Annotated in this window: 23 protein-coding genes and 1 riboswitch; of the genes, 12 read left to right on the forward strand and 11 right to left on the reverse strand. The window is 73.5% G+C overall.

Annotation, left to right across the window (positions count from 1 at the left end; all coding sequences use genetic code 11):
• Positions 1-17: 17 nt before the first annotated feature.
• On the reverse strand, positions 18-1,178 hold the full coding sequence (locus tag AB0I41_RS06560) for an aminotransferase class I/II-fold pyridoxal phosphate-dependent enzyme (RefSeq protein ID WP_357102565.1): 1,161 nt from the start codon (positions 1,176-1,178) through the stop codon (positions 18-20).
• Positions 1,175-2,158: a UDP-N-acetylglucosamine 4,6-dehydratase (inverting) gene (pseB, locus tag AB0I41_RS06565; RefSeq protein WP_357102568.1), complete on the reverse strand. Its 984-nt coding sequence runs from the start codon at positions 2,156-2,158 to the stop codon at positions 1,175-1,177. Before pseB ends, AB0I41_RS06560 begins: the two co-directional genes overlap by 4 nt.
• Before the next feature lie 351 nt (positions 2,159-2,509).
• On the opposite strand from pseB, the gene AB0I41_RS06570 reads away from it, so the two are divergent.
• On the forward strand, positions 2,510-4,237 hold the full coding sequence (locus AB0I41_RS06570; RefSeq protein WP_357102570.1) for a hypothetical protein: 1,728 nt from the start codon (positions 2,510-2,512) through the stop codon (positions 4,235-4,237).
• A 69-nt stretch (positions 4,238-4,306) separates the two neighbouring features.
• On the opposite strand, the gene AB0I41_RS06575 is transcribed toward AB0I41_RS06570, so the two are convergent.
• Positions 4,307-4,816 (reverse strand): GNAT family N-acetyltransferase, encoded by a 510-nt coding sequence (locus AB0I41_RS06575; RefSeq protein WP_357102572.1) that lies wholly within the window; start codon positions 4,814-4,816, stop codon positions 4,307-4,309.
• Positions 4,817-4,906: 90 nt separating this feature from the next.
• On the opposite strand from AB0I41_RS06575, the gene AB0I41_RS06580 reads away from it, so the two are divergent.
• The 4 genes from AB0I41_RS06580 to AB0I41_RS06595 are packed head-to-tail and all read left to right on the forward strand — an operon-like array spanning position 4,907 to position 7,652.
• Positions 4,907-5,158 carry an acyl carrier protein gene (locus AB0I41_RS06580; protein WP_357102574.1) on the forward strand — a complete coding sequence of 84 codons (252 nt, stop codon included), beginning with the start codon at positions 4,907-4,909 and terminating at the stop codon, positions 5,156-5,158.
• Positions 5,155-6,393 (forward strand): class I adenylate-forming enzyme family protein, encoded by a 1,239-nt coding sequence (locus AB0I41_RS06585; RefSeq protein ID WP_357102576.1) that lies wholly within the window; start codon positions 5,155-5,157, stop codon positions 6,391-6,393. The genes AB0I41_RS06580 and AB0I41_RS06585 overlap by 4 nt, the downstream gene beginning before the upstream one ends.
• On the forward strand, positions 6,386-7,132 hold the full coding sequence (locus AB0I41_RS06590) for an SDR family NAD(P)-dependent oxidoreductase (protein ID WP_357102578.1): 747 nt from the start codon (positions 6,386-6,388) through the stop codon (positions 7,130-7,132). The genes AB0I41_RS06585 and AB0I41_RS06590 overlap by 8 nt, the downstream gene beginning before the upstream one ends.
• The gene (locus AB0I41_RS06595; protein WP_357102580.1) at positions 7,116-7,652 is read left to right on the forward strand and encodes a hypothetical protein; all 537 of its coding nucleotides are present in this window, start codon (positions 7,116-7,118) and stop codon (positions 7,650-7,652) included. The genes AB0I41_RS06590 and AB0I41_RS06595 overlap by 17 nt, the downstream gene beginning before the upstream one ends.
• A 177-nt stretch (positions 7,653-7,829) precedes the next feature.
• Here the strand turns inward: AB0I41_RS06595 and pseI are convergent, their stop codons facing one another.
• Both pseI and AB0I41_RS06605 read right to left on the reverse strand, forming a co-directional pair.
• Positions 7,830-8,882 (reverse strand): pseudaminic acid synthase, encoded by a 1,053-nt coding sequence (pseI, locus tag AB0I41_RS06600; RefSeq protein ID WP_357102582.1) that lies wholly within the window; start codon positions 8,880-8,882, stop codon positions 7,830-7,832.
• 145 nt (positions 8,883-9,027) lie between these two features.
• On the reverse strand, positions 9,028-10,170 hold the full coding sequence (locus AB0I41_RS06605; protein ID WP_357102585.1) for a glycosyltransferase: 1,143 nt from the start codon (positions 10,168-10,170) through the stop codon (positions 9,028-9,030).
• A gap of 263 nt (positions 10,171-10,433) precedes the next feature.
• Here AB0I41_RS06605 and AB0I41_RS06610 point away from each other — a divergent pair, with 263 nt between their 5' ends.
• The 3 genes from AB0I41_RS06610 to AB0I41_RS06620 all read left to right on the forward strand — a co-directional run bounded on the left by AB0I41_RS06610 (position 10,434) and on the right by AB0I41_RS06620 (position 13,141).
• Positions 10,434-11,222, forward strand: a complete 789-nt coding sequence (locus AB0I41_RS06610; protein ID WP_357102587.1) for a trypsin-like serine protease — start codon at positions 10,434-10,436, stop codon at positions 11,220-11,222.
• Positions 11,223-11,409: 187 nt separating this feature from the next.
• Positions 11,410-12,654 (forward strand): acyltransferase, encoded by a 1,245-nt coding sequence (locus AB0I41_RS06615; protein WP_357102589.1) that lies wholly within the window; start codon positions 11,410-11,412, stop codon positions 12,652-12,654.
• A gap of 79 nt (positions 12,655-12,733) precedes the next feature.
• The gene (locus tag AB0I41_RS06620; RefSeq protein WP_357102590.1) at positions 12,734-13,141 is read left to right on the forward strand and encodes a hypothetical protein; all 408 of its coding nucleotides are present in this window, start codon (positions 12,734-12,736) and stop codon (positions 13,139-13,141) included.
• A 172-nt stretch (positions 13,142-13,313) separates the two neighbouring features.
• Here the strand turns inward: AB0I41_RS06620 and AB0I41_RS06625 are convergent, their stop codons facing one another.
• Complete coding sequence (locus AB0I41_RS06625; protein WP_357102592.1) at positions 13,314-13,655, reverse strand: hypothetical protein; 342 nt, start codon at positions 13,653-13,655, stop codon at positions 13,314-13,316.
• 56 nt (positions 13,656-13,711) lie between these two features.
• Between AB0I41_RS06625 and AB0I41_RS06630 the strand changes: the two genes are divergently transcribed.
• Both AB0I41_RS06630 and AB0I41_RS06635 read left to right on the forward strand, forming a co-directional pair.
• On the forward strand, positions 13,712-14,095 hold the full coding sequence (locus tag AB0I41_RS06630) for a hypothetical protein (RefSeq protein WP_357102594.1): 384 nt from the start codon (positions 13,712-13,714) through the stop codon (positions 14,093-14,095).
• 270 nt (positions 14,096-14,365) lie between these two features.
• Positions 14,366-14,508: riboswitch (cyclic di-AMP (ydaO/yuaA leader) on the forward strand.
• Positions 14,509-14,744: 236 nt separating this feature from the next.
• Positions 14,745-15,572: a C39 family peptidase gene (locus AB0I41_RS06635; protein ID WP_357102596.1), complete on the forward strand. Its 828-nt coding sequence runs from the start codon at positions 14,745-14,747 to the stop codon at positions 15,570-15,572.
• Positions 15,573-15,685: 113 nt separating this feature from the next.
• Here the strand turns inward: AB0I41_RS06635 and AB0I41_RS06640 are convergent, their stop codons facing one another.
• On the reverse strand, positions 15,686-16,693 hold the full coding sequence (locus AB0I41_RS06640) for a hypothetical protein (RefSeq protein WP_357102598.1): 1,008 nt from the start codon (positions 16,691-16,693) through the stop codon (positions 15,686-15,688).
• A gap of 299 nt (positions 16,694-16,992) precedes the next feature.
• On the opposite strand from AB0I41_RS06640, the gene AB0I41_RS06645 reads away from it, so the two are divergent.
• Positions 16,993-17,748 carry an alpha/beta fold hydrolase gene (locus AB0I41_RS06645; protein ID WP_357102600.1) on the forward strand — a complete coding sequence of 252 codons (756 nt, stop codon included), beginning with the start codon at positions 16,993-16,995 and terminating at the stop codon, positions 17,746-17,748.
• 22 nt (positions 17,749-17,770) lie between these two features.
• Here AB0I41_RS06645 and AB0I41_RS06650 read toward each other — a convergent pair whose 3' ends face one another.
• From AB0I41_RS06650 to AB0I41_RS06665, 4 genes are all read right to left on the reverse strand, one after another.
• Complete coding sequence (locus AB0I41_RS06650; protein ID WP_357102602.1) at positions 17,771-19,486, reverse strand: CDP-glycerol glycerophosphotransferase family protein; 1,716 nt, start codon at positions 19,484-19,486, stop codon at positions 17,771-17,773.
• A gap of 28 nt (positions 19,487-19,514) precedes the next feature.
• On the reverse strand, positions 19,515-21,026 hold the full coding sequence (locus AB0I41_RS06655; protein WP_357102604.1) for a bifunctional cytidylyltransferase/SDR family oxidoreductase: 1,512 nt from the start codon (positions 21,024-21,026) through the stop codon (positions 19,515-19,517).
• A 146-nt stretch (positions 21,027-21,172) separates the two neighbouring features.
• Complete coding sequence (locus AB0I41_RS06660) at positions 21,173-21,991, reverse strand: ABC transporter ATP-binding protein (RefSeq protein ID WP_357102606.1); 819 nt, start codon at positions 21,989-21,991, stop codon at positions 21,173-21,175.
• Entirely contained in the window at positions 21,984-22,877 is an 894-nt protein-coding gene (locus AB0I41_RS06665; protein WP_357102608.1) for an ABC transporter permease, read from the reverse strand. Before AB0I41_RS06665 ends, AB0I41_RS06660 begins: the two co-directional genes overlap by 8 nt.
• 215 nt (positions 22,878-23,092) lie before the next feature.
• On the opposite strand from AB0I41_RS06665, the gene AB0I41_RS06670 reads away from it, so the two are divergent.
• Positions 23,093-23,692, forward strand: a complete 600-nt coding sequence (locus AB0I41_RS06670; protein ID WP_357102733.1) for a TetR/AcrR family transcriptional regulator — start codon at positions 23,093-23,095, stop codon at positions 23,690-23,692.
• Positions 23,693-23,849: the final 157 nt, after the last annotated feature.

The following is a 23,849-nucleotide window of genomic DNA, read 5'->3' on the forward strand; positions in this document are numbered from 1 at the left end:
GGTTTCGGTTTCCCCCGTCAGGCGGCGGCGGGACGTGCCGTGACGCCGCGCAGCGCCGCCCGGAGCGTGTCGATCACGCGATCCTGGTCGGCGTCGGTCAGGGTCGGGAAGAGCGGCAACGATAGCTGCTGAGTGTAGAACGACTCGGCCACCGGGCAGGATCCGCGCCGGTAGCCGAGGTCGGCGAAGGCCGGGTGCCAGTGCGCGGGGATGTAGTTGACCTGCACCCCGATGCCGGCGGCGCGCATCCGGTCGTACACCTCGCGGCGGCGGCCGTCGAGCACCCGGATCGGGTAGAGGTGCCAGGCCGGGACGGCCCACGAACGGCGGCCGGGCAGCAGCACCCCGTCCAGGTCGGCCAGCGCTTCGTCGTACCGGGCGACCAGCCGGGCCCGGGCGGCGAGGAAGTCGCCGAGCCGGCGCAGCTGGCTGCGGCCCAGCGCGCAGAGCACGTCCGGGAGGCGGTAGTTCAGCCCGAACTCGTGCACCTCCTGGTGCCAGCCGCCCTCCTCCGGCCAGCGCAGCGCGTCCCGCTCGCGGACCAGCCCGATGTTGCGGAACCGGCGGGCCCGGGTCAGCAGCTCGGTGTCGAGCGCGGCGACCGCGCCGCCCTCGGCGGTGGTCAGGTTCTTGGTGGGGAAGAACGAGAAGGTGGTGAGGTCGGCCAGCGAGCCGACCGGCCGGCCCCGGTAGGTGGCGCCGATGGAGTGCGCGGCGTCGGCGAGCAGCAGCGCGTCGCTGCCGGCGAGCGCCTGCCGCAGGGCGTCGTAGTCGGCGGGGTGGCCGGCGTAGTCGACGGCGGAGACCACCCGGGTACGCGAGGTCGTCGCGGCGGCCGCCGCGGCCGGGTCGAGGGTGAAGGTCTCCTCCTCGACGTCGGCGAAGACGACCTTCGCGCCGAGCGCCACCGCGCTGCTGGCGGTGGCGACGAACGTCATCGGCGGCACCACCACCTCGTCGCCGGGGCCCACCCCGGCCGCCGCGTACGCGACGTGCAGCGAGGCGGTGCCGTTGGAGACGGCGGCGCAGCCGGCCCCGCCGGTCCATCCGGCCAGGTCGGCCTCGAACCCGTCGACCTGCGGGCCGGTGGTGAGCCAGTCGCTGCGCAGCGCGGCCACCACGGCGGCGACGTCGTCGGAGGTGACCGACTGCCGCCCGTACGGGAGCATCGCCGTCACGCGCCGATGCCGAGCATGTCGCGCAGCTGCTGGACGCTCAGCCACTCGTCGTTGGTGTCCGACTGGTACGCGAACCCGTCCGGCACCGGCTCGCAGCCGACCGGCGGCTGGTAGCCCCAGGTGGCGATGGTGGGCTGGACGATGTACCGGTCCTTGGCGCGCAGCGTCCGCCGGCTGTCGTCCGGGGCGATCATCTCCTCGTGCAGCTTCTCGCCCGGCCGGATGCCGATCTCGTGGGTGGTGGCGTCCGGGGCGACCGCCTCGACCAGATCGAGGATGCGCATGCTGGGGATGCGCGGCACGAACAGCTCGCCGCCCTGCATCTGGTCGAAGCTGTCCATCACGAACTGCACGGCCTGGTCGAGGGTGATCCAGAATCGGGTCATCCGCTTGTCGGTGATCGGCAGGCTCTTGCCCTCGGCGGCGAGCCGGCGGAACAGCGGCACCACCGAGCCGCGGCTGCCCACCACGTTGCCGTAGCGGACCACCGCGAAGCGGGTGGGGTGCTGGGCGGCGTAGTGGTTGGCGGAGACGAAGAGCTTGTCACCGACCAGCTTGGTGGCGCCGTACAGGTTGATCGGGCTGGACGCCTTGTCGGTGGAGAGCGCGATGACCTTCTTCACGCCGGCCTCGATCGCCGCGTCCACCACGTGCTGGGAGCCGGTGATGTTGGTGGCGATGAACTCCGAGGGGTTGTACTCGGCGGTGTCCACCTGCTTCAGCGCCGCCGCGTGCACCACGTGGTCGACGCCGTGCATCGCCCGGGTGAGCCGGTGCCGGTCCCGGACGTCGCCGATGAACCAGCGCAGCCGCGGGTCGTCGCCGAGCTGCTGGCGCAGCTCGTACTGCTTCAGCTCGTCGCGGGAGAAAACCACCACCCGGGCCGGGTCGGCCTCGGCCAGGATGTGCCGGAGGAAGGTCCTACCGAAGGAACCGGTGCCGCCGGTGACCAGGATGGAGGATCCCGTCAGCTCGCTCAATGTGGTGCTCCCATGATCGCAGGTTGTGCGCCGGCGGCCCGGGGCCACGCGACCGGACGGACGCTAACCACGGCGGGTTAACACCCCGACGCGCCCGGGTGAACCGACCGCGCTGGTCCAGTGAATGCCGGACACCAGGCAGGCGAACACTTGCGCCGAACCCGCGGCGCGGCTGACCGCCGCGAACGGCCCTGGCTACAGTGACCCCGCGGACGCGACGGCGGGCTCGGCCCCGGTCGCCCCGGGTACCGCCGGCCCCCGCCGCCGGCCCGGCCACCGCACCCTCCGCCCCGACCCGCCGCCGCGCGCCGCCGCGCGGCCGGCGCGGCTCACCAGCGACCAGGAGACGAGATGACCTCCGACGTACGGGACCGGGTCGCCGATCCGGCCGAGGCGCCGGTGGCCCCGGCCCGGCGGCGCTGGCTGGTGCCGGCGCTGCTGGTGCTGGGCTGGCTCGCCGGGGTGGCCTGGCGGATGTGGCTGGCCCGGCACGTCGCCCTGCCGATCGCGCACACCGACGAGGACAGCTACCTCAACACCGCGCGGGCGCTCGCCGGCGGACCGGGCGGCTTCAGCAGCGAGAACGGCCCGCTGCGCCGGGTCGGCTACCCGATGCTGATCTCCCCGGCGTTCCTCGGCGAGCGGGACTTCACCGCCAGCTACCGCCTGGTGCAACTGGTCAACGCGGCGGTCAACGCCACCGTGCTGCCGCTGGCGTACCTGCTGGCCCGTCGGCTGCTCGCGCTGCGCCGGTCGTACGCGCTGGTCGCCGCCGCGGTGGCCGCGACCCTGCCGGCCACCGCCTTCTACGCCCAGGTGGCGATGATCGACGCGGTGCTGGCGCCGCTGGTGCTGGCCTGGCTGCTGGCCGTGCACCGGTGGGTCGCCCGGCCGGGGGCGCTGGCCGCCGCGCTGGTCGGCACGCTGGTCGGCGCGTTCCACCTGCTGCACTCCCGGGGCCTGGTGATCGTCGTGGTGCATGCCGGGCTGGTCCTGCTGCTGTTCGCCCGCCGCCGGGCCACTGCCGGGCAGGTCCTCGCCGCGACGCTGCCGGTGCTGGCCCTGGCCCTGGTCAACGAGGCCGGCATCCGGCTGCTCGGCGACCGGGTCTACCTGCTGGGCGACCCGCCCGACGGGGGCGCCGTCCGGGCCGTCGCCTCCGGCCAGGGGCTGCTGCGGCTCGGGGCGGCCGTCGCCACCCAGCTCTGGTACCTGGTGGTGATCACCTTCGGGCTGGCCGGGATCGCCTGGGCCGCCGCCCTGCGCCAGCTGCGCCGGCCCGGGCGCGACGCGGCCGTCCGCTGGACGCTGGGCGTCGCGCTGGTGACCAGCGTCGGCGTGGCCGGCGGCGCGTCGGTGATCCTGGCCGGCATCACGACCAAGCCGCTGGACGCCATCTACGGGCGGTACGTGCAGATGCTGGCCCCGTTCTGGCTGCTGGTCGGGGTGGGGGTGCTGCTCACCGTGGCGTACCGGGTGCTGCTGGCCCGGGCGGCCGTCGCGGTGGCGCTGCTGGTGGCGGGCGCGGCGCTGATCGCCGCCCGGCTCGCCTACGTGGCGAGCCGGGGCCACGAGCTGCGCTACGGCGGTTTCGGCGCGCCCGACCTGATGGCGCTGACCGGCGGCTGGCGGGAGTTCCGCCCGTTCACCGGCGCGGCGGTGGGCGTGCTGGCCTGCCTGCTGCTGGTCGCCGCCGTGCGGGCGCCGAGGCTGCGGGTGCCGGTGCTCGCCGCGCTGGTCGTGGTCAACCTCGGCACCATGCAGGTGATCACCGACCGGCTGGTCCGCCCGATGGCGGCTGCCACCGCGCCGACCCCGCGCGTGGCCGACCTCGGGGTACGCCCCGGCGAGCGGGTGTACGCCTCGCTCGGGGTGCACTACATCCTGCGGTTCAACCTGAGCCACCAGGTGACCTGGGCGGACGTGCGGTGGTTCACCGAGCGGCCGCCGGCCGCCGCTGACGTGGTCTTCGTCCGGTGGGCGCCCGGCGAGCCGGACGACTGGGACGGCGCCCGGTACGGCTTCGTCCGCCTCGGCGGCAATCCCGACCAGCACTGGGCGGCCTGGCGGCGCGGCTGACCGATGGCCCCGCCGCCCGATGAACGGGGAATGTCCGGCCGGTTAATGCGCGGCGGACAATTGCCGAAATCAGCGCCGGCGACGATTCGCCCGATCCAGTGAAACGGGGACGACGCTGATTTCCCGGCCGTCGTGCACCTGCTGTTGCGGGGCGCCCTCGACGAACCGGAACCGGCGGTTCATCTGGCGTACCACGGTGTTGTGGGCGAGCACCTCGCCGTCGAGCCGGTCGAGTCGCAACTCGTCGAAGGCGTGGTCCACCGCCGCCCGCATCACCGCCAGCCAGGCGGGCAGCGTCTCGCCCCGGTCGGCCAGCCCGTCGGCGTCCAGGTAGAAGCCCCACGAGCCGGTACGCGGACCGTCCAGGCGCAGGTCGAAGAAGGTCACCACGCCGCAGGGCACGCCGTCGCGGACGTACACCAGCACCCGGCGGGTGGGGTCGGTCCGGACCCGCGACCACCAAGCCGCGTGCTCCGCGGCGGTGATCTCGTGGCTGTTCTTGCTGACCTGCCGGTTGGTTTCCTGATTACGCCAGGACAACATCAGGTTAACGTCGTCCTCGGTCGCCCCACGCAGCACGCCGACCTCTTTTCCGTTCGATTCCTCCGGGCCCCGGGAACCCTACCCGGGAAATGGTGAGGCCAATTCCCGGGCTGTACACTCCGCCGCATGAACGAATTGAGTCGCGCGCAGATCCGCGACCTCATGGCGCAGGTGCTCGACAACCAGGGCAAGGTGCTCCCGGACGACGACGCCGCCGACCTGCGGGAGATCGGCTTCCGGTCGCTGGACTTCTCGGAGCTGGCCCTGCGGGTCGAGGACGAGACCGGGGAGGAGCTCAACTTCGACGCCCCCGGCCTACGTCGCATCGCCACCGTCGGCGACGTCCTCGACTTCCTCGGCACGCTCCAGCGGCAGTGACCGTCGCGACCTCGACCCCGGCCGGCCTCGACAACCAGGTCGTCGTCGGGGGCGCCGCGTGCACCTGGCGGGCGCTGCCCGCGCCGGCGCTGCCGTCGCCCGCCGCCGTCCTCGCCGCCGGCTCCGCCGACGCCCTGGCCGCCGCCCGGCAGCACGCCGTGCACGGCACCGAGCTGCTGCTGAGCACCGCGAACCGGGTCGACCCGGCGATGCGGGACGAGCTGCGCGAGGCCGGTTTCGCGCTGACCGTGCTCGACGCCGACGGGCCCGCGACCGTCCCGCCGGCCCGGCCCCGTCCGGCCGAGCGCGGCCGGCTCTGGCTGCTCACCTCCGGGTCCACCGGGCGGCCCAAGCGGGTCGGGCACACCCTGGACTCGCTGACCACCGTCCGCGGCGCCCAACCGGCCCGGACCTGGCTGTGCCCGTACGCCCCCGGCACGTACGCCTGGTGGCAGGTGGTGACGCTGTCGCTGACCCAGCCCGGGCAGCACCTCGTGGTGATCGACCCGGACGAGCTGGACGAGTGGCCGGCCATCGCCGCCGCGCACGGCGTGGACGCCGCCTCGGGTACCCCGACCTTCTGGCGGCGCACCCTGCACCGCGACGGGGCGGCGCTGGCCCGGGTGCCGCTGCGCCAGCTCACCCTGGGCGGCGAACCGGTCGACCAGGCCGTCCTCGACCAGCTCCGCGAGGTCTTCCCGACCGCCCGGATCTCCTGGATCTACGCCTCCTCCGAGGTCGGCGCGTCCATCGTGGTGCACGACGGCCGCGCCGGGTTCCCGGTCGACTGGCTCGACCGGGAGGTGCCCGGCCGGCCCCGGCTCTCGGTCGACGGCGAGGAGTTGGTGGTCAGCTCGCCGTACCACGGGGCCGGGCTGGCCGGGCCGGTGCGCACCGGGGACCGGGTGCAGGTCGTCGACGACCGGGTGCTGATCACCGGCCGGCTCGACTCCGACGAGATCAACGTCGGCGGCAGCAAGGTCTCCGCCGGCCTGGTCCGGGGCGTGCTCACCGCCCATCCGAGGGTGGCCTGGGCGCGGGTCACCGGCCGGCGGGCCCCGGTGCTCGGCCGGATGGTCGTCGCCGAGGTGGTGCCGACGCCGTCCGGCGACCCGCTGGACGAGGCCACGCTGGTGCGCTGGTGCGCCGACCGGCTCCCCGAGTACGCGGTGCCGCGCCGCATCCGCATGTTCACCGAGATCCCCGTCAAGGAGACGTTGAAGAGCGATGTCTGACTCCCCGCTCGTCCCGCCCAGCACCGTGGTCCTCGTCTCCGGCGGCTCCCGGGGGCTGGGCCTGGCCATCGTCACCGACCTGCTCGACGCCGGCGTACGGGTGGCCGCCTTCGCCCGTACCGTCACGCCGGAGCTGGAGAAGCTGGCCGCCGCACACCCCGACCGGGTGCACGTCGGCGCGGTCGACGTCACCGACCCGGCCGCCGCGCAGGCCTTCGTCCGGGAGGTGGAGGAGCGCCTCGGCCCGATCGACGGCCTCGTCAACAACGCCGCCGTCGGGCAGGACTCCCTGCACGTGCACACCTCCACCGGCGACATCGCCCGGATCATCGAGACCAACCTGACCGCGCCGTTGCAGCTCACCCGCCTGGTGATCCGGCGGATGCTGGGCAAGGGGCTGCGCGGGCGGATCGTCAACATCACCTCGATCTGCGCGCAGCGCGGCTTCCCGGGGCTGGTGGCGTACTCGGCCACCAAGGGCGGCATGGACGCGGCCACCCGCTCGCTGGCCCGCGAGCTGGGCGGCCGGATGCTGGTCAACGCGGTGGCGCCCGGCTTCTTCGCCTCGGAGATGTCCGCCGTGCTGGGCAGCACCCAGCTCGACCAGATCGTCCGGCGTACCCCGACCGGCCACCTCACCGAGCCGGAGGAGGTCGTGCCGGTGGTGCGGATGCTGCTGCGCGAGCAGACCAACATCAACGGCCAGGTCATCGTGGTGGACGGTGCGGCCTCCGTCTGAGCCGGAGTTCGCCGGCCGCCGGCCGGGGCCGGTCCGGTCCGGGCCCGTCGCGGCGCCCGGACCGGTGGACTGCTCCGGGTCGGTGGACTTCTGCGGGACCGGGCCGGGGGGCGTGGCCCGGCCGACCGCCGTCGGGCCACGCCCGGTGCCCGCGCTGCTTGCCGCCGCGGAACGCTTCCTGCGGGTCGGCCCGCCCGCCGACCTGGTGTACGCGGTCACCCGCAGCCACCTCGACGACGGGCGCTGCGTCGGCTGGTACGGCCCGTCGGCGCCCGGCTGGCGGGTCGCCGTGGACGCGGAGCGGGCCGACGCCGAGGTGCCCCCGGCGCTGGCCCGGCGCTTCGGGCCGGCCGACTTCTGGCCCCGGTGGACCCGGGCGGAGAGCCTGTGCAAGCTGGCCGACGTGCCGGTGGCCGCCTGGTGGCGGCGGCACGGGCTGGCCGTACCCCCGGGCACCCCCGCGGTGTGGCGGACGCTGCGGGTGGGCGACCTGGTGGTGACGGTCGCGTTCGCGCCCTGACCCCGCCGGCCCGCCGCGCCGTGCGCCGCGTCGCCTGAGCCGGCCGGGCTGAATCGGTGACGACATCAGCTCCGAAGGCGACCAGCACACCCCCGCCGGGTCCGCCCGGGCCCCGCCGCCGGACGGACAGCGACACCGGCCCGGGACGACCCGCGGCCGGTGCCGGTCAGCGACGGCTCAGATGAGGTCCCAGCTCAGCGGGGTGCCGCGCGGGACGTCGACGGCGAAGGTGCGGCCCAGCACCTTGTCGATCTCCACCGGCGGCAGCCCGCCCGCGGGCCGGATGGACCGCACGTTGTCGGCGGTCACCGGGTCACCGGCGCGCACGTCCGCCACCACGTAGAGCGAGCGGCGGAAGCGCAGGCCCTCCCGCTCGGCCGGGGTGGGGCCGATCGCGGTGCCGCCGAGCGCCGCGTACGCCCGCCCCGACTCGACCACCAGCGCGGCCAGCTCGTCCGGGTTGAGGGAGAAGTCCGAGTCCACCCCGCCGTCGGCGCGGTCCAGCGTCACGTGCTTCTCGATGAAGCAGGCGCCCAGCGCCACCGAGGCGACCGGCACGCCGATGCCGGGGGTGTGGTCGGAGAGCCCCACCGGCACGCCGAACGCGTCGGCGAGCACCGGGATGCGGCGCAGGTTGCTGTCCGCCGGCGGGGCCGGGTAGGAGGCGGTGCAGGCCAGCAGCACGATGCCGCCGGCCCCGCCGTCCCGGGCGGTCCGCACCGCCGCGTCGATCTCGGCCACCGTCGCCATCCCGGTCGAGATGACCAGCGGCTTGCCGGTGCCGGCGACCAGCCGGATCAGCGGCAGGTCGACCAGCTCCGACGAGGCGATCTTGTACGCCGGCGCGTCCAGCTCCTCCAGCAGCTCCACCGCGGTCGCGTCGAACGGCGAGGAGAAGACGGTCAGCCCCCGCTCGCGGGCCCGGGCGAAGATCGGCGCGTGCCACTCGTACGGCGTGTGCGCCCGCTCGTAGAGCCGGTACAGGTTCTCCCCGCCCCACAGCTCGTGCCCGCCCGAGATCCGGAAGGCCGGGGTGTCGACGTCGATGGTGATCGTGTCCGGCCGGTACGTCTGGAGCTTGAGCGCGTGCGCCCCGCTGGCCGCGACCGCGTCCACGATGGTCAGCGCCCGGTCCAGGTCACCGTTGTGGTTGCCGGACATCTCGGCGACCACGAAGGGCCGCTCCCCGGTCCCGACCACGTGGGGTCCGATCTTCACTGTCGCCGTCATGCCCGACCTCTGTCCGCTGTGCGTCCGCGCGCGGGCGCGGTCCCTGCCTCGTCGTCCGTGGACGACCTGGAAAAATCCGCCGTCGTGGGCCGTCCGGCCCGTGGCCGACAGGCGCGGCGGCGCGACGCTGCGCCGATCCTCGCCGTCACGGGGCGCCGCGTCCGGCCAGCGCGTCGGTCGCCCCGGCCCGCCCCGGCCCACCCGCGGCGGGGCCCCCGCCGGCCCGGTCCGCACCGGGGGTGTCGGCCGGGGGCGCGGCGGGCCGGCGCAGCCGACCGGCGAGCCGGTGGGCCTGGCGCAGCGCCGCGTACGCGAGGTAGTCGTCCCGGCCCACCAGCCGGTGCTTGAGCCCGGCCACCCCGCCGGGACGAGGGTAGCCGCCGGCCGGCAGGTGGCGACGGTACTGCGCGGCCACCCGGCGGAAGAAGTCCCGACGCAGGTGCGGGTGCAGCCGGCCGTCGTTGCCGACCACCACCAGCATGTGGTTCACCATCAGCCCGAACAGCTCGGCCTGCAGCCGCTCGTCCGGGTACCGCCGCCGGACCCAGTCCAGCAGCCGGTCGTACTGGTCGAAGGCGTCGAAGTGCCGCCCGCTGCGGGTCGAGGTGATCGCCCCCTGCCGGCCCTGCCGGTAGAGGTAGCAGACCCGGTCCAGCACCGAGATCTTCTCCGCGCCGATCAGCAGCGGGTGGCTGAACGGGATGTCCTCGTACCAGCCGGGGTGGAAGCGCAGCTCCAGCTCGTCCATGAAGGCGCGGCGCACCACCTTGTTCCAGGCGGTGTGCTGCACCCGCAGCAGCTGCGGCCGGTCGGCCAGGCGCACCACGTCCGGCACCCCGTGCAGCAGGGGACTGCTGGCGTCGACCTCGCGGCGGCCGCCCTCGTGCACCCGCAGGTGGTCCAGGAGCAGCACGTCGGGGCGGTGCGCGCGCAGCCGCTCCAGCACAGCGGGGATGGTGCCCGGCGGCAGCCAGTCGTCGCTGTCGACGAACCAGACGTACTCGCCGGTCGCCACCTCCAGGCCGGCGTTGCGGGCCAGGCCCAGGCCGACGTTGCTGGTCAGGTGCACCGTGCGCACCTCGGACCGGCCGGCGGCGTACGAGCGCAGCATCTCCCCGCACCGGTCCGGGGAGGCGTCGTCGACGGCGACCAGCTCGACCGTGCCCTGCTCGCCGGCCGGGACGTCCGCCCGGACCGACTCGAGGCACTGGTACAGGTACGCCTCCACCCCGTGGACCGGCACGACGATGCTCAGCAGGGGGGTGGCGGGCGTCGGCTCGTTGACCACCCCGCCACCCTGGTGCACCTGGGTGGCCGGCCCCGGAACCCCACGTGACCGTCGGTGGTGAGGTGTTTGAACATCCCGCCAGCGCCAGGTTAACGGCCACCGTACCGGCGCGTCCCAGACCCTGGGACTTCCTTGAGCTCATTCTCGGGCAGCGCCGCGGAGGTCACGGGACACATTCCGGGATGCGGACGGCAAGCGGGGCAACGCGCACGGTCAGCTTCAGGCGACGATCTTCAACACTTATCCCGACCGATGGAGGTTCCATGAAGAGGTTGACAGCAGTGCTCAAGGCCACGGGGGGAGCCGGACACACCAGGGGCGGCCGCGTCGCACGTGTCGCCGTCATGCTCGCCGCACTGTTGGTCACCATTCCGCTGGCCGCCGGGCCGGCGGCGGCGGCACCCAACCCGATCGTCGGGGGTGAGATCCAGAGCGACGCCGACGGCCTCGCCGCCGTGCTGGTCGACGGCGGCCTCCAGTGCACGGGGTCGATCGTCAGCAACTACTGGGTGTTGACCGCCAGGCACTGCCTCTACGACCTCAATGGCAACCGCATCGCGGATTCGCGGCTGTCCGTACGGGTCAAGAGCATCTACTGGAACACCGGTGGGGGAGTGGTGCACGTTGCCACGTCCCGCGTGCGTACCAGCCACGACATCGCGATGCTCAAGCTCGACCGGTCCGCCAACGCGGAATCGGTGCGGCTACCCACCGCGACCACCAAGGTCGGCGCCACCACCTACGCGTTCGGGTGGGGGGTGACCTGCTACCGCTACTGCGACCCGTCGCCGAGGCTCGTGCGGGCCACCCAGTACGTCGTCTCGATCGACTCCACCGACGCGTACGGCGGTCGCGCGATCCGGACCACCGGCATCAACGGCAACGTCTGCAACGGCGACTCGGGTGGGCCGCTGTTCAAGCTCGTCGACGGGCTGCGCTACCAGGTTGGGGTCCTCTCCAACGGCGACCGCTATTGCCAGGGTAACGGCGACAACTGGGCGACCGTGCCGGAGAGTCGGGACTGGATCCTGAACGTCATGGCCACGGTGTAGTCCGCCACCGTACGCGTGGGCCGGCCCTCGACCGGGGTCGGCCCGCTGTCGTGCCGCTCCGATCCCCGTACCGGACCGGTATCCCGCCGGTGACGAGCGGGTAGGGTGTCCGGCGGCGGTTCCACCGGGGCCGCGGTGGACGTCGCCTCCCCGGCCGTGGCGGCGAGGCGGCCAAGGAGGAGACGTCGTGTTGTTGAGCCGCGGGAAGGGTCCGGAAGGGGGCGTAACAGCCGTCACCGCGACTGCGGCCAGCCGACTGCCCTCGCTGACCGGCCTGCGCTGGGTGGCCGCGCTGCTGGTCTTCGGTTTCCACGCCGGCACCATGCGGATCGTCGGCGAACCGGACTACCAGGCCGTCGTGAGCGCGCTGTTCACCCTGGGCCTGTCCGGGGTGCAGTTCTTCTTCATCCTCAGCGGGTTCGTGCTGGTCTGGTCGGCTCGCGACGGCGAGCGTCGGCGTGACTTCTGGCGGCGGCGGCTCGCCAAGATCTACCCGAACCACGTACTGACCTGGGCGGCGGCCCTGCTGGTGATGTGGTGGTTCGCCGATCCGATCGTGCCCCGCGCCGCGTTGGAGAACCTCTTCCTGGTGCAGGCCTGGGATCCGACGCCCGGCTACTTCTACAGCATCAACACGGTGAGCTGGTCGCTCTCCTGCGAGCTGTTCTTCTACCTCTGCCTGCCGCTGGTGCTGCCGGCGCTGCGCCGGGCCCGCGCCGGCCTGCTCTGGGCCGTGGTGGCGGCGGTGCCGCTGCTGATCGTGGCGCTCTGGCCCGGGCAGGCGCTGGTGCCGCAGGAGAACACCTGGTGGTTCACCCAGGTCTTCCCGTTGGTCCGCTCAACGGAGTTCTGGATGGGGGTGGCGGCGGCCGAGCTGATGCGGCGCGGCCGGTGGCGGGGCCCCGGACTGCCGTTGGCCAGCCTCATCTTCGTGGTCACCTGGGTCGTGGCGGGGCAGTGGATCCGCGCCGAGTTCTGGGCGGCGCTCCTCTCCGCGGCGTACATCCTGGTCATCACCGCGGCGGCCGACGCGGACGTACGCGGGCTGCCGTCGCCCTGGCGGCACCGCCGGCTGGTCCGGCTCGGTGAGGTCTCGTTCGCCTTCTACCTGGTGCACGTGCTGGTGATGGTCACCGTGCTGCGGGCCACCGGCCGGCTCGGTGTCGGGCTGCCCGGCTGGTGGGGGCCGCTGGCGGTGCTCGCCTTCCTGGCGGTGAACCTGGTGCTGGCCGCCCTGCTGCACCGCTGGGTGGAGACGCCGATGATGCGCCGCCTGGCCCCCCGCCGCCGGCCCGGGCCCGCCCCGGCGGCCGGTTCGTCCACCCCGGACCCCGCCGCCGCGCCGCCCGCCACGCCGGCGCCGCGACCGGCCGCCGACGACGCGACGGCCGGCCGACCGATCGAGTACGCGATCCCGCGCGACCCGCACTGAGCCGCGTCCACCCTGGTCGGCGCGCGACGACACGCCCGGCGGCGCTGCGATCGGCTGGCATCGGCGGTAGCGTGGGGCCGTGCTCCCGGTCGCGCTCACCAGTCCTCTGTGGTGGGTGGCGCGCTGGAGTTCCCGGCTGCTGACCAGCCTCGCCGTGGCGGCCGCGCTCTCCCTCGGCGGTCCGGCCGGGCCGGACGGCGGCGTGCTGCCCGCCGCCGCGACCCCGGCGGGCGCTCAGCCGCTCGCCGGTCCGGCGGTGCCCGAGGTGTCCGCCGTCCGCGCGGCCGGCGTCCCGTCCGTGACGCTCCCGGTCGGGGACGCCCCGGCCACCGGCCACGCCCTCGCCGGCCCGCACGCCGCTCCGCTCGACCCGGTCGCCTCCGTCGACCCGGCCGCCCGCCCGGCCCGCCCGGTCACCGCGCCGCCGCTGCCCCTGACCGGGCGCTCCGCCGGCGCCACCGGCCCCCGCGCCCCGCCGGTCGGCTGACCGCCACGCGGGGGCGACCCGCGACCGCGCCTTCGAGAACCTCACCACCGCACCCGCCCGCCGGCACGCGGCGCCGCCCCCTCCGGCCTTGCCCCGTCGCCTCCCGGGCCGGCGTGCGGAGTCCTCTTCCGCATCCCGCTCCCGGGAGGTGCCGACCCGTGAACACCGTCCTCTACCAGTTCCTCATCGAGGTCCCGACCGCCGCCGCCATCTGGTCGGCCCTGCTCGTGCTCGCCCTGACCGTGCTCACCGTGCTGGTGGCCCGCCCCGAACGGGACGGCGCCCCCGAGGAGCCGGCCGCCGACCCGTCCCCGGCCGCCGAGCTGGCGGACCTGCGCCGGTACGCCGAGGAGGTCGCCGTCGCCGCCGCTGGCGCGGCCCGGACCGCGCGCCGGCGGCGGGAAGCCTGGCTGGCCACCCAGGAGGCGGTGGACCGGGCCGGGGAGGCGTACGACGAGGCGGAGAGCGCCGCCCGCCGGTTCGCCGGCGCCGGCGCCCTGCCCGCCCCGCGCACCCCCCCGCACCCCGGCCGAGTACGCCGGACGGGAGCGCTGGCTGCACCAGGCGGTGGTGGCGGCCCACTGGCGGGGCGAGCTGCCGGTGGAGCGGCTGCGGGACGTCTTCGCGCACCGGGACGGCTGGGACCCGCGGCGGCACCCCGTCGAGCAGGAGGCGCTGCTGGCCCGGGCGGTACGCGACGGCCGGCGGGACGCGTACCGGGCGGCGGCCGGGCGGGAGCGGTCGGCGTGGCGGGACGCCGAACTGGCCGCCGAGGCGGCCCGCGCCCTGGCCGTGGAGGCGTACGCGGCGGCGGAGCGGCTGCGTCCGGTGCGGGTGCCCGCCCCGCGGGCGGCGACGGCGGCGGCGCGTACCGCGCCCGCGGCGTGCTGGCGGCCCGCCCCGGGTGGGCTGACGGCGCGGCCAGCGTCCAAATCGTTACCCGGATTGCCGTGAGTCACGTCACGCCAATCGGGAAACCGGTCATCCGGGCACAGCCGGTGACATCGGCCTCGGCGATCCGGAGTGGTTGCCGCCAGGTCGTCCGGTTGCGGCCCGTTGGTTCCCGAAAAGCCGCCTGTCCCATTGAGTGACGTCAGTGCCGAACTGTACCGCAAATTCGTTGCCCTGATCATGTTTACGCAGCTGACAGCCCTTTGCGGGCACGCCGACCGGCCAGTAATGTCGCCCCGGTCTGGTGCGGTTTCCGATCGCAAGAGGCGACGCCGCGCCGACCCGCTCAATCGTGGATTTCCACGAACCGGGGACCCATGCACGTCCGGGGTGAATCCGCGGGCCACGGCCCGTGGTAGGGCTCTCTTCCCGCCCGAATCCGTCAGCTAACCCGGTAGGCGGTGTCGGAAGGAGTTCCATCCTCGTGCAGCCCGCTCGCATCCCTCGGTTCTCTCCCCACCTCGGTACCGGGGTGCTCCCGCCGGTCCGCCGCGCCCTCGCGCGCTGATCCCGGCATCCACCCCGCCGCCCGGCCACTGACCGGGCGCACCCCGCCGAGCGGCCCCCACACCGGTCCTCACACCGCGGGTGACATCCCGTCACGCGCCGGTCCGGCACGCCGCTCCCGCCCTCGTACCGTGGAGGAAAACACGTGAAGCACCCCCTGAAGCGGCAGCTGCGCCGGCTGGCCACCGAGCGGCCGTACCAGCTCGTCGCCGGTTCGGCCGCCGCGCTCGTGCTGGTCTCCGGCGCCGCCACCCTGTCCACCGGCGAGGCGCCCGCCGCCCAGCAGGCCTCGGCTGCCGTCGCCGAGGTGGCGCCCCGGCTGGACGACGTCGCCACCCGCAGCGAGGCCCGCGTCGCCACCACCCCGTCCGCCAGCGCCTCGCCCTCGGTCAGCGCCTCGCCGTCGCCCAGCGCCGCCAAGGCCACGGCGGACCCGGACCTGACCCGCACGGCAGCCCCGAAGCCGCCGTCGACCAAGGTCCTCAACTACGACTACCAGGCGCAGACCACCTACTACAACTGCGGTCCGGCGGCGGTGCGCAACGCGCTCAGCGCGGCCGGCATCGAGCGGACCCAGTACGAGCTGGAGGCCCCCCTCGGCACCACCGAGATGGGCACCAACTCCGCGCTGGACACCACCCGGGGCCTGAACCAGTTCGTCAAGGGCAACCCGTACCGGACCCGGATGTTCGCGGGCACCCCGAGCTCGGCGCAGATCGACCAGCTCCAGGCCGACGTGATCGCGGCGATCAACGACCGGCGGGGCGTGGTGGCGAACATCGCCGGCACCGCCACCGACACCGACGGCGGCTGGCACTCCTTCCCGGGCGGCCACTACATCGCCGTGGTCGGCTACCAGAACGGCGGCCGGACGGTCCGGATCGCCGACTCGGCGAACCCGAACCTGCCGTCGTACTGGATGAGCACCATCGACCTGGCGAACTGGATCGCCACCCGCGGCTACTCCGCCTGATCCCGTCCCCGCGCCTCGGGCGCCGGCTCCCTCCGGCCCGGCGTCCGAGGCGTTTTGGACGCGTGGGTGGTGCACCGGCGCGACCGTCCGAGCGCGGGCGGTCGACCGCGGTGTCAGTAGTTGATGAAGCCGTGCAGGGCGAGGTGATTCGACTTGGTTCCGCTCACTGTGTGGTCGATGCTCGACGGCCGCACGCTGCCCTCGATGAAGAGATAGTCGATCTTGCTCGAGCCGTTGGTCGCCTTCGATCCGTAGCCGGTCATGCCGAAGCCGCTCAGCGTGGTCGGCGCGATGCCCGTGCGGTTGGCGTCGATCCCCACGACCCGGATCGTCGACGCGCTCATCAGGCTGGTGGCGTCGGCGCCAATGTGGATGCCGGTGTTGGCGATTCCGGTGTAGCCATCGCCCGCACACGCATTCTGCCGGTTCTCCTGCGGCAGGTGCATGGTGGCGGCGAACACTGTGGTGCCGGTCGCCTTGATGGTGAACCTGGCCGCGATGGCGCTCGTACGCTTCCACTTGTAGTAGTCGGTGGTGTCCGGGTCGCTGTTCGGCGGCTTGTACAGGGTGCACCCGGCGCCGTTGTTGTAGGCCGTGCCCGGCTTCAGCCAGCCAGCGCTCCAGTACTTGGAAATGTCGCCGGAGGCGAGGCTGAGGGTCCTGGTGTTCCAGATGATCCCGTTGGTCTGCTTCTTCTTGAGGTCACCGAGACTCTGCGAGCTGCAATTGTGGGTGCTGCCCCACGGCTCCGGGTCACTCCAGGCCACGATTGCCCCATAGGTGCCGGCGGGATAGCCGAACTTGGCCGACAACTGGTCGGCGTACGCTTCGGCCTGGCCGGTGCCGCGAACCTGCTGCACGATCAGGATGTCGGGCGCCACCACGCCGGCGGTGCCCGTCGCGCCGTTGTCGTCCACGAGCATCGAGGTGAGGTGATCCGGCCCGGAGATCCGGGTGCACGTCCCGTCCGGGTTGTTGACGACCAGGTTCTCGATGTTGTTGTTGTAGACCCGCAGGACTCGGTCCGCCGCCGCGACCGCAGTGTCGCCGGGCTCGGTCGAACGCGCCGACGCAGGCGCGCTCGGGAGCGTGGTGAATGCGACGATCATGAGTGCCGCCATCCGTGCCGGCCAGTGCCTTGAACGCAAGAAAAGCTCCCATCCGGGGCTGGTCCCATGGGCTGCTCCGCCCATCCTGGCATCGGACCCTATCGTGATGTTGGTTTGTCGGCGGTCCCTTACCAGTTGCCGTACCACCGATGGCGCTGGCCCGAGGCAGGGCGCGAACTGATCGCCACCTGCGGCTGCTCCGCCTGATCCGTCAGGCCATCCGGGTGCCGGCTGCCCTCCGGGGGAGCCGGCGCCCGTCGCCGTCTCCAAGTCTCGCGGACCCCGTGCACGACGGTGGCACACTGCGGCCCATGACCGACGACTCGGGTACCCGCCGGCTGCTGTTGCTGCTGCACGGGATGGGCGCCACCGGCGACGTCTGGCTGCCCTGGGCGCCGCTGCTGGAACACCGCTGGCCGGGCCGCTGGCTGGCGCCGGACCTGGCCGGGCACGGCTTCTCGCCGACACTGCCCGGGTACTCCTTCGCCGGGCTCGCCGGGCAGGTCGCGGTCGGGCTCGGTCCGGTGGGCGAGGGCGCGCGGCCGACAGAGCGGCTGGTGATCCTCGGCCACTCCCTCGGCGGCGTGGTCGCGCTGGCGCTCGCCGCCCGCGACGCCGGGCTCCCGGTCGACGCGGTCGTCGGACTGGGCATCAAGGCGGTCTGGTCGCCGGCCGAACTGGCGAAGGCGCGCGAGCTGGCGCAGCGCCCGGTGACCTGGTTCGCCACCCGGGACGACGCGGCCCGCCGCTACCTGAAGGTGGCGGGCCTCGGCGGGCTGTTCGCGCCGGACCATCCGGTGGTCGACGCGGGGCTGCGCGCCGAGGACGGCCGCTGGCGGCTCGCCATGGACCCGGCCGCCTTCGCGGTCGGCGCGCCCGACCTGCCGGCCCTGCTGGCCGCCACCGACGTCCCGGTGCTGCTGGCCCGGGGCGAGCACGACCCGATGGTCAGCGACGCGCAGCTCGCCGAGCTGGGCGTGCCCGTCGTGACGCTGCCCGGCCTCGGGCACAACGCGCACGTCGAGGACCCGGCGGCGGTGCTGGCCCTGCTCGACCCGTACCTGTGAGCGGTGGCGGACGGCCGGGCGTTCAGGCGGTGCGGGACACGGCGGCGTCGTCGCGCGGGACGGCCTCCGACGCGCGCGGCGCCGGCGGGTTCCAGCCCGGCTCCAGCTCGCGCCGGGCCGCGGCGAGGAACCCCTCGGCGTACGAGTCGGCGGGGAAGTCGCCCAGGTAGCGGCGGCGGGTCTGCCACCGGGCCGACGCCAGCGGATCGGTGTCCAGCAGCCGGGTCAGCACGTCGTCCACGTTGGACATGTCCTCCCGCAGCACATAGCCGGAGCCGGCGAGGGGGAACCGCGCCACGAAGTCATCGCCGTCCACGCCCATGTCGGTCACCGCGTACGGCTTGCCGGAGTAGAGGAAGTCGGAGATCACCCCGGAGACGTCGGAGACCAGCGCGTCGGCCCGGTTGACGCAGTCGACCAGGGACAGCTCGCCGCTCGCGGCGGCGCCCCAGAGGTGCTGCCGCCCGGTGCGGGCCCGGTCGGCCGCCAGCAGTTCGGTCAGCCGGGCCAGCTGCCGGGCCGAGGCCGGGTTCTGCGAGGTGTACGGGTGGGCGCGCAGGATCACCGTCGCCCCCCGGTCCAGCAGCCGGCGCAGCAGCGTCTCGGCCACCGGCAGCGAGCAGTAGTTGGCGTCGGCGTGGTGCCCCGTCCAGGTCGGGGTGTAGAGCACGGTCGGGTTCGGCCGGCCGGTGACCGGCTCGGTGCGTACCTCGATCGCCTCGACCTGCGGGCGGCCGACCACGACGAACTTCTCCGCCGGGATCTCCACCCCGGCGCGGGCGTACCGCTCGACGGCGGCGGGACCGGCCACGAAGATCCGGTCGAAGATCGCCGAGACCGGGTTGGCGCTCGGCGCCTTGTCACTGTCGCCGTGGTGCAGCTGCACGTGGGTGAGCTGGGAGAACCGGATGCAGTGGCTGTTCTTCGCGCCGTGGTTGACGTAGAACGCCACCCGCAGGCTCGGCACCAGCGCCTCGTCCATTGCCTTGAGCGTCGGGCAGTGGACCACCGGGGCGCTCGTGGCGGCGGCGACCGCCGGCAGAAACTCCGGCTCCCGTAGCAGCACCAGGAACGGCCGGCCGAGCCGCTCCAGGTACGGCAGCCACATGGTGACCTGGTACTCCGAGCCGGGGGGAGCGGAGAAGTAGAGCACGAACTCCGGCTGGTGCGCCCGCAGCGCCCGGGCCACCGGCCCGCCCCCGGCCGCCGGCCGGAACCGCCGGCGGGCCAGGTCCAGCCCGACCGCCGCGCAGGCGCCGGTCACCAGCAGGCCGGCGGCCAGCGCGACGAGCGCGGGCAGGGTGAGCGCGGCGGCCACCGCCACCACCCCGAGCAGCGCCAGCAGCGCGCCGCCGAGCCGCGCGGCCACCAGCGGGGTCCAGGTGCGTACCGGCAGGTTCGCCGCCCGGATCTCCAGGTTGCCGGCCTCACGCAGCGGCCCGACCAGCAGCACCAGGCCGAGCAGCACCAGCGCGGTGAGCGTCAGCGTCGGGTCGAAGCCGCCGTCGAGGCGGCGGGCGTACCCGACCAGGATCCCGGCGGCGAGCAGCACCGACTCGGCGCCGATGTCGGCGCCCGGCCGGACCCGGCGCTCCGCCGCGGCCGCGACCAGCGCGGCCACCGCCAGCGCCAGACCCCAGCCGGTGGCGCCGGTCAGCGCCACCACCAGGAACGCGACCACGGCCAGGCCGGTGGTCAGGCACCGTGCGATCAGTTTCCTGACCAGGTCACCACGCATGTCGCCCCCTCGTCTCCGGGTCGGAGGGTCAGCCGGCGTCGACGGCGCCGGCCAGCCGGTCCTGGTCGGCAGCCGTGGGCTGCGCCGGCACCGGGGCCGGTTCGCCCGGCGCCCGGCGTACGTCGATCACCTGGCCGGTCAGGTCGGAGATCAGCACGTCCAGCGACGACTGGGCCACCGTCTCGGCGGCGAGCAGGGTGTGCTCCGGCTCCTCGCCGAAGGCCTTGGTGCGCATCGGGGTCGCGGTGCGCTCCGGGTTGATGCAGTTGACCCGCACGCCGAACTCGGCCCACTCGTCGGCCAGGGCCTGGGTCAGGTTGACCAGGGCGGCCTTGGTGGAGGAGTAGAGGGCGTACTGGGCCCGGCCCCGGGTGTAGGAGCTGGAGGTGTAGAGCAGCAGCTGGCCCTTGGTCTGCTGGAGGTACGGCAGCGACTGCCGGGCGGCGATGACCGGGCCGACGAAGTTGACCTGGAGCACCCGGTCCATGGCCTCCTGGTCCATCTCGGCCAGCGAGCCCTTCTCCAGGATGCCGGCGGTGACCACCACGTGGTCGATCCGGCCGGTGGCCTCGAAGGCGGTCTTCAGCGCGGCCTCGACGTCCTCGGCGCGCTCGACGTGGGTGCCGGTGGAGGAGCGGCTGAACGGGAAGACCTGGGCGCCGTAGCGGCGGGCCAGCTCGGCCAGGTCGTGGCCGATGCCGTAGCTGCCGCCGAAGATGACGATCGTGCGGCCGGTCAGCTCCTCGGTGTAGCTGCGGTGGTCGGTCAGCTTGGGCGCCTGGGCGGCGGCGAGCTGGAAGAGCTTGTCCGCAAGGTGCACGTCGACCGGGTGGGTGACCTTGATGTTCTCGTCCGAGCCGTCGATCACCTTGATCGGCGTGCCGGGCAGGTAGCGCAGCACCACGCCGCAGTCGTCGGTGGCGGCGAAGTCCGGGTCGCCCTCGGCCCGCCGGTACGCCTCACGGATGGTGCCGGAGCGGAACGCCTGTGGGGTCTGGCCGCGGCGCAGCGTGGCGCGGACCGGGATGTCGGTGATGCACTCGTTCTCGTCGACCTGGACGATCGTGTCGGCCGAGGGGATCGCCACGTCGACCGCGGAGTAGGTCCAGAGCGCGTTGACGCACTCCCGGACGATGCGGGCGCTGACCAGGGGCCGGACGGCGTCGTGGAAGAGGATGTTGACGTCGCCCTCGCCGACCGCGTCCAGCGCGATCCGGGTGGTGGCGTTGCGGGTGTCGCCGCCCTCGATCACCTTGCCGACCTTGCGGAAGCCGGCCTTGTCGACGATCTGCTGGGCGTCGGCGACGTGGCCGGTGGCCATCAGCACGATGATCTCGTCGATCTCCGGCGCGGCCTCGAAGACGGCCAGGGTGTGCTCGATGATCGGCTTACCGGCGATCTTCAGCAGCTGCTTCGGGATGCCCAGGCCGAGCCGGGTCCCGGTGCCGCCGGCCAGCACCACCGCCACCGTCCGCGAGGGCCGCCACGGCGCCGGGGCCTCCGGTGTGGCGTCCGGGCCAGTGGTGTGGTCCTGCGTCATTGCCGATCCTCACTTCCGGGATGCCTGAACGAAAGATTGCGCCCGAGTGGCGACGGGTTGAACCTTAACGCGCGGACCGCGCCGCCCCAACGGGGCGACGCGGTCCGTGGGCGCCATGTCGGTGTCGTACCGTTTCGCCGGGAATTCTACTTCCCGTTCGAGAATGCCTCGTATGCCCGGATGACCTCGTCGGTCGGCCCGTCCATCCGCAGCACGCCCGATTCCAGCCAGATCGTCCGTTCGCAGGTGTCCCGGATCGAGGAGAGCTGGTGGCTCACCAGGAACACCGTGCCGGCGTCCTCCCGCAGCTCCCGGACCCGCTGCTCGCTGCGCTTGCGGAAGCCCTTGTCGCCGGTGGCGAGCGCCTCGTCGATCAGCAGCACGTCGTGCTTCTTGGCGGCGGCGATGGAGAACCGCAGCCGGGCCGCCATGCCCGAGGAGTACGTCCGCATCGGCAGGCTGGCGAAGTCGCCCCGCTGGTTGATCCCGGAGAACTCGATGATCTCCGGGGCCATCCGGGCCACGTCGTCCGGGGTCATGCCCATGGCCAGGCAGCCGAGCGTGACGTTCCGCTCACCCGACAGGTCGTTGAGCAGGGCGGCGTTCACGCCGAGCAGCGAGGGCTGGCCCTGCGTGTAGACCGCGCCCCGGTTCACCGGCAGCAGGCCGGCGATGGTGCGCAGCAGGGTGGACTTGCCGGAGCCGTTGCTGCCGATCAGCCCGATCGCCTCGCCCCGGTACGCGGTGAAGGAGACCCCCTTGACCGCGTGCACCTCCTGGATGTTCGGCGCGGAGGAGCGCTTCACCAGCCGCCGCAGCGCGGCCACCGGCGTGCTGCCCCCACCGGCGCCCTTGTGCACCCGGTAGATCACGTGCGCGTCGTCCACCACCACGGTGGGGATCCGCTCCGTCAGCCGGGGCAGCGTGACGGTGACGTCGTTGGACGCCTCGAACTGGTCAACCACGGCCGTACTCCTGTTCGCCGCGCCAGAAGTGGATGAAGCCCCCGACACCGGCCAGGACCGCCCACGCCACGCCGACCAGCCAGAGCCGGGCCAGCGACTCGTTGAGCAGTGGCGCCTGTTCGAGCAGGGAGTAGCGGGCCAGCTCGATGTAGACCAGCATCGGATTGAACTGGACCACCGTCGTCGCCCACGCCGGCAGCCGCTCGAAGAGGCTGACGCTGTAGAGGACGCCGGAGCCGTACATCCAGGTGCGCAGGATGAAGGGCATGACCTGCTTCAGGTCGCTGGCCTTCGATCCCATCCGAGCGACCAGCAGCACGATGCCGGCGTTGAAGACCGCCTGGAGCAGCAGCGCCGGCACCATCATCAGCCACTTGAGGGTGATCGGCTCGCCGGTCACCAGCACGATGCCGACCAGCACGATCATCGAGGCCAGCAGCTGCTGGAACTGGGTGAGCGTGGCGGCCAGCGGCAGGCTGGCGCGGGGGAAGTGCAGCGCCCGGATCAGCCCGAGGTTGCTGCTGATCGACTGGGTGCCGGCCAGCACGGCGCTCTGCGTGAAGTTGAAGATGAACAGGCCGGTGGTCAGGTACGCGATGAAGTTCGGGATCTCGTTCTGCGCCAGCACCACGCCGAAGATCAGGTAGTAGACCGCGGCGTTGGTGAGCGGGGTCAGCACCTGCCAGATCTGACCCAGCTTCGCGTTGCTGTACGAGGCGACGAGTTTGGCGTTGGCGTACGCGGCGATGAAGTGCCGGTAGGACCACAGCCGGCGGCTGTATTCGGCGAGGGACGGGCGCTCACCGGCGACCCGTAGTCCGTGCCGGGCGGCCAGCTGCGCCTGGGTCAGGCCCGTTTCGGGGTCGACCAGCGCGGTGTCGGCCATGGAAGGGCGCTCCGATCTTTCGTGCCAACGGGATGCGCGCGACGATGGGATCTTAGAGGGAGCTGTGCGCGGAGGCCGCCTCGTCGCTGCGTGGACGGTAGTCCAAAACACGTCGGGACGCAACCGTACCGTCGTTGCGCTACATTGGCCCACGTGACAGGTGCGGAGAGTCCCCGATGACCAGCGAGAAGAGGCGTACGCCGGCCGGCGCCGCGGTGCTCCGGGGCGACATCACCAGGGCCATCCGGCGCGCGCTGATGCAGGAACTCGCCGCGGTGGGCTACGGCCGGCTCTCCATCGAGGCGGTCGCCCGCCGGGCCGGGGTCAGCAAGACGGCGATCTACCGGCGGTGGAGCTCGAAGCTCGACCTGGTGCTGGAGGCCGTGGTCGCCGCCGCCGGCAGCAAGCTGCCCGCGTTGGACACCGGCACCCTCCGCGGCGACCTGGCGCTGCTGTTCCAGGTGGTGGCGCACGCGCTGAGCCATCCGCTGGCCTCGCAGATCATCCCCGACCTGCTCGCCGAGGCGGCCCGTAACCCGATCATCGACCAGACCCTGCAGCAGGTGCTCCGCAGCAAGCAGCAGGAGATCGGCGGCCAGCTCATCGGCCGGGCGGTCGCGCGTGGCGAACTGCCGGCCGACACCGACCCGGACGCCGCGGTCGACCTGATCGTGGGGCCGCTCTACTGGCGGCTCGCCATCGCCCGCACCCCGCTCACCGACAGCTATCTCGACACCCTCGCCGAGGCGGTCGCGGCCGGCCTCGGCGCCGCACCGGCGCTGCCCCGCCAGCGCGAGGCGCCGGTGTCCGGCTGACCCGAAACGGGCGGCTGGCCACCGACACGTCACCGCCACGCACACCTGCCGGACATCACGAAAGGGCGGTTCCGGCTAGTCTGGCAACCCGGACCGGAGCAGGGCAGCCCCCCGTGGCGCCGCCGCCCGCCGCACGTCTTTCGCGCACATCGCCCAC

Source organism: Micromonospora sp. NPDC050200 (assembly GCF_040656135.1).
Lineage (GTDB): Bacteria > Actinomycetota > Actinomycetes > Mycobacteriales > Micromonosporaceae > Micromonospora.

Excerpts from the sequence above, each read along its gene's own strand:
- pseI (WP_357102582.1), bottom strand. The coding sequence starts at position 8,882 with ATGACGGCGACAGTGAAGATCGGACCCCACGTGGTCGGGACCGGGGAG.
- AB0I41_RS06650 (WP_357102602.1), bottom strand. The coding sequence starts at position 19,486 with ATGCGTGGTGACCTGGTCAGGAAACTGATCGCACGGTGCCTGACCACC.
- AB0I41_RS06640 (WP_357102598.1), bottom strand. The coding sequence starts at position 16,693 with ATGGCGGCACTCATGATCGTCGCATTCACCACGCTCCCGAGCGCGCCT.
- AB0I41_RS06580 (WP_357102574.1), top strand. The coding sequence starts at position 4,907 with ATGAACGAATTGAGTCGCGCGCAGATCCGCGACCTCATGGCGCAGGTG.
- AB0I41_RS06570 (WP_357102570.1), top strand. The coding sequence starts at position 2,510 with ATGACCTCCGACGTACGGGACCGGGTCGCCGATCCGGCCGAGGCGCCG.
- AB0I41_RS06645 (WP_357102600.1), top strand. The coding sequence starts at position 16,993 with ATGACCGACGACTCGGGTACCCGCCGGCTGCTGTTGCTGCTGCACGGG.
- AB0I41_RS06665 (WP_357102608.1), bottom strand. The coding sequence starts at position 22,877 with ATGGCCGACACCGCGCTGGTCGACCCCGAAACGGGCCTGACCCAGGCG.
- AB0I41_RS06655 (WP_357102604.1), bottom strand. The coding sequence starts at position 21,026 with ATGACGCAGGACCACACCACTGGCCCGGACGCCACACCGGAGGCCCCG.
- AB0I41_RS06610 (WP_357102587.1), top strand. The coding sequence starts at position 10,434 with ATGAAGAGGTTGACAGCAGTGCTCAAGGCCACGGGGGGAGCCGGACAC.
- AB0I41_RS06590 (WP_357102578.1), top strand. The coding sequence starts at position 6,386 with ATGTCTGACTCCCCGCTCGTCCCGCCCAGCACCGTGGTCCTCGTCTCC.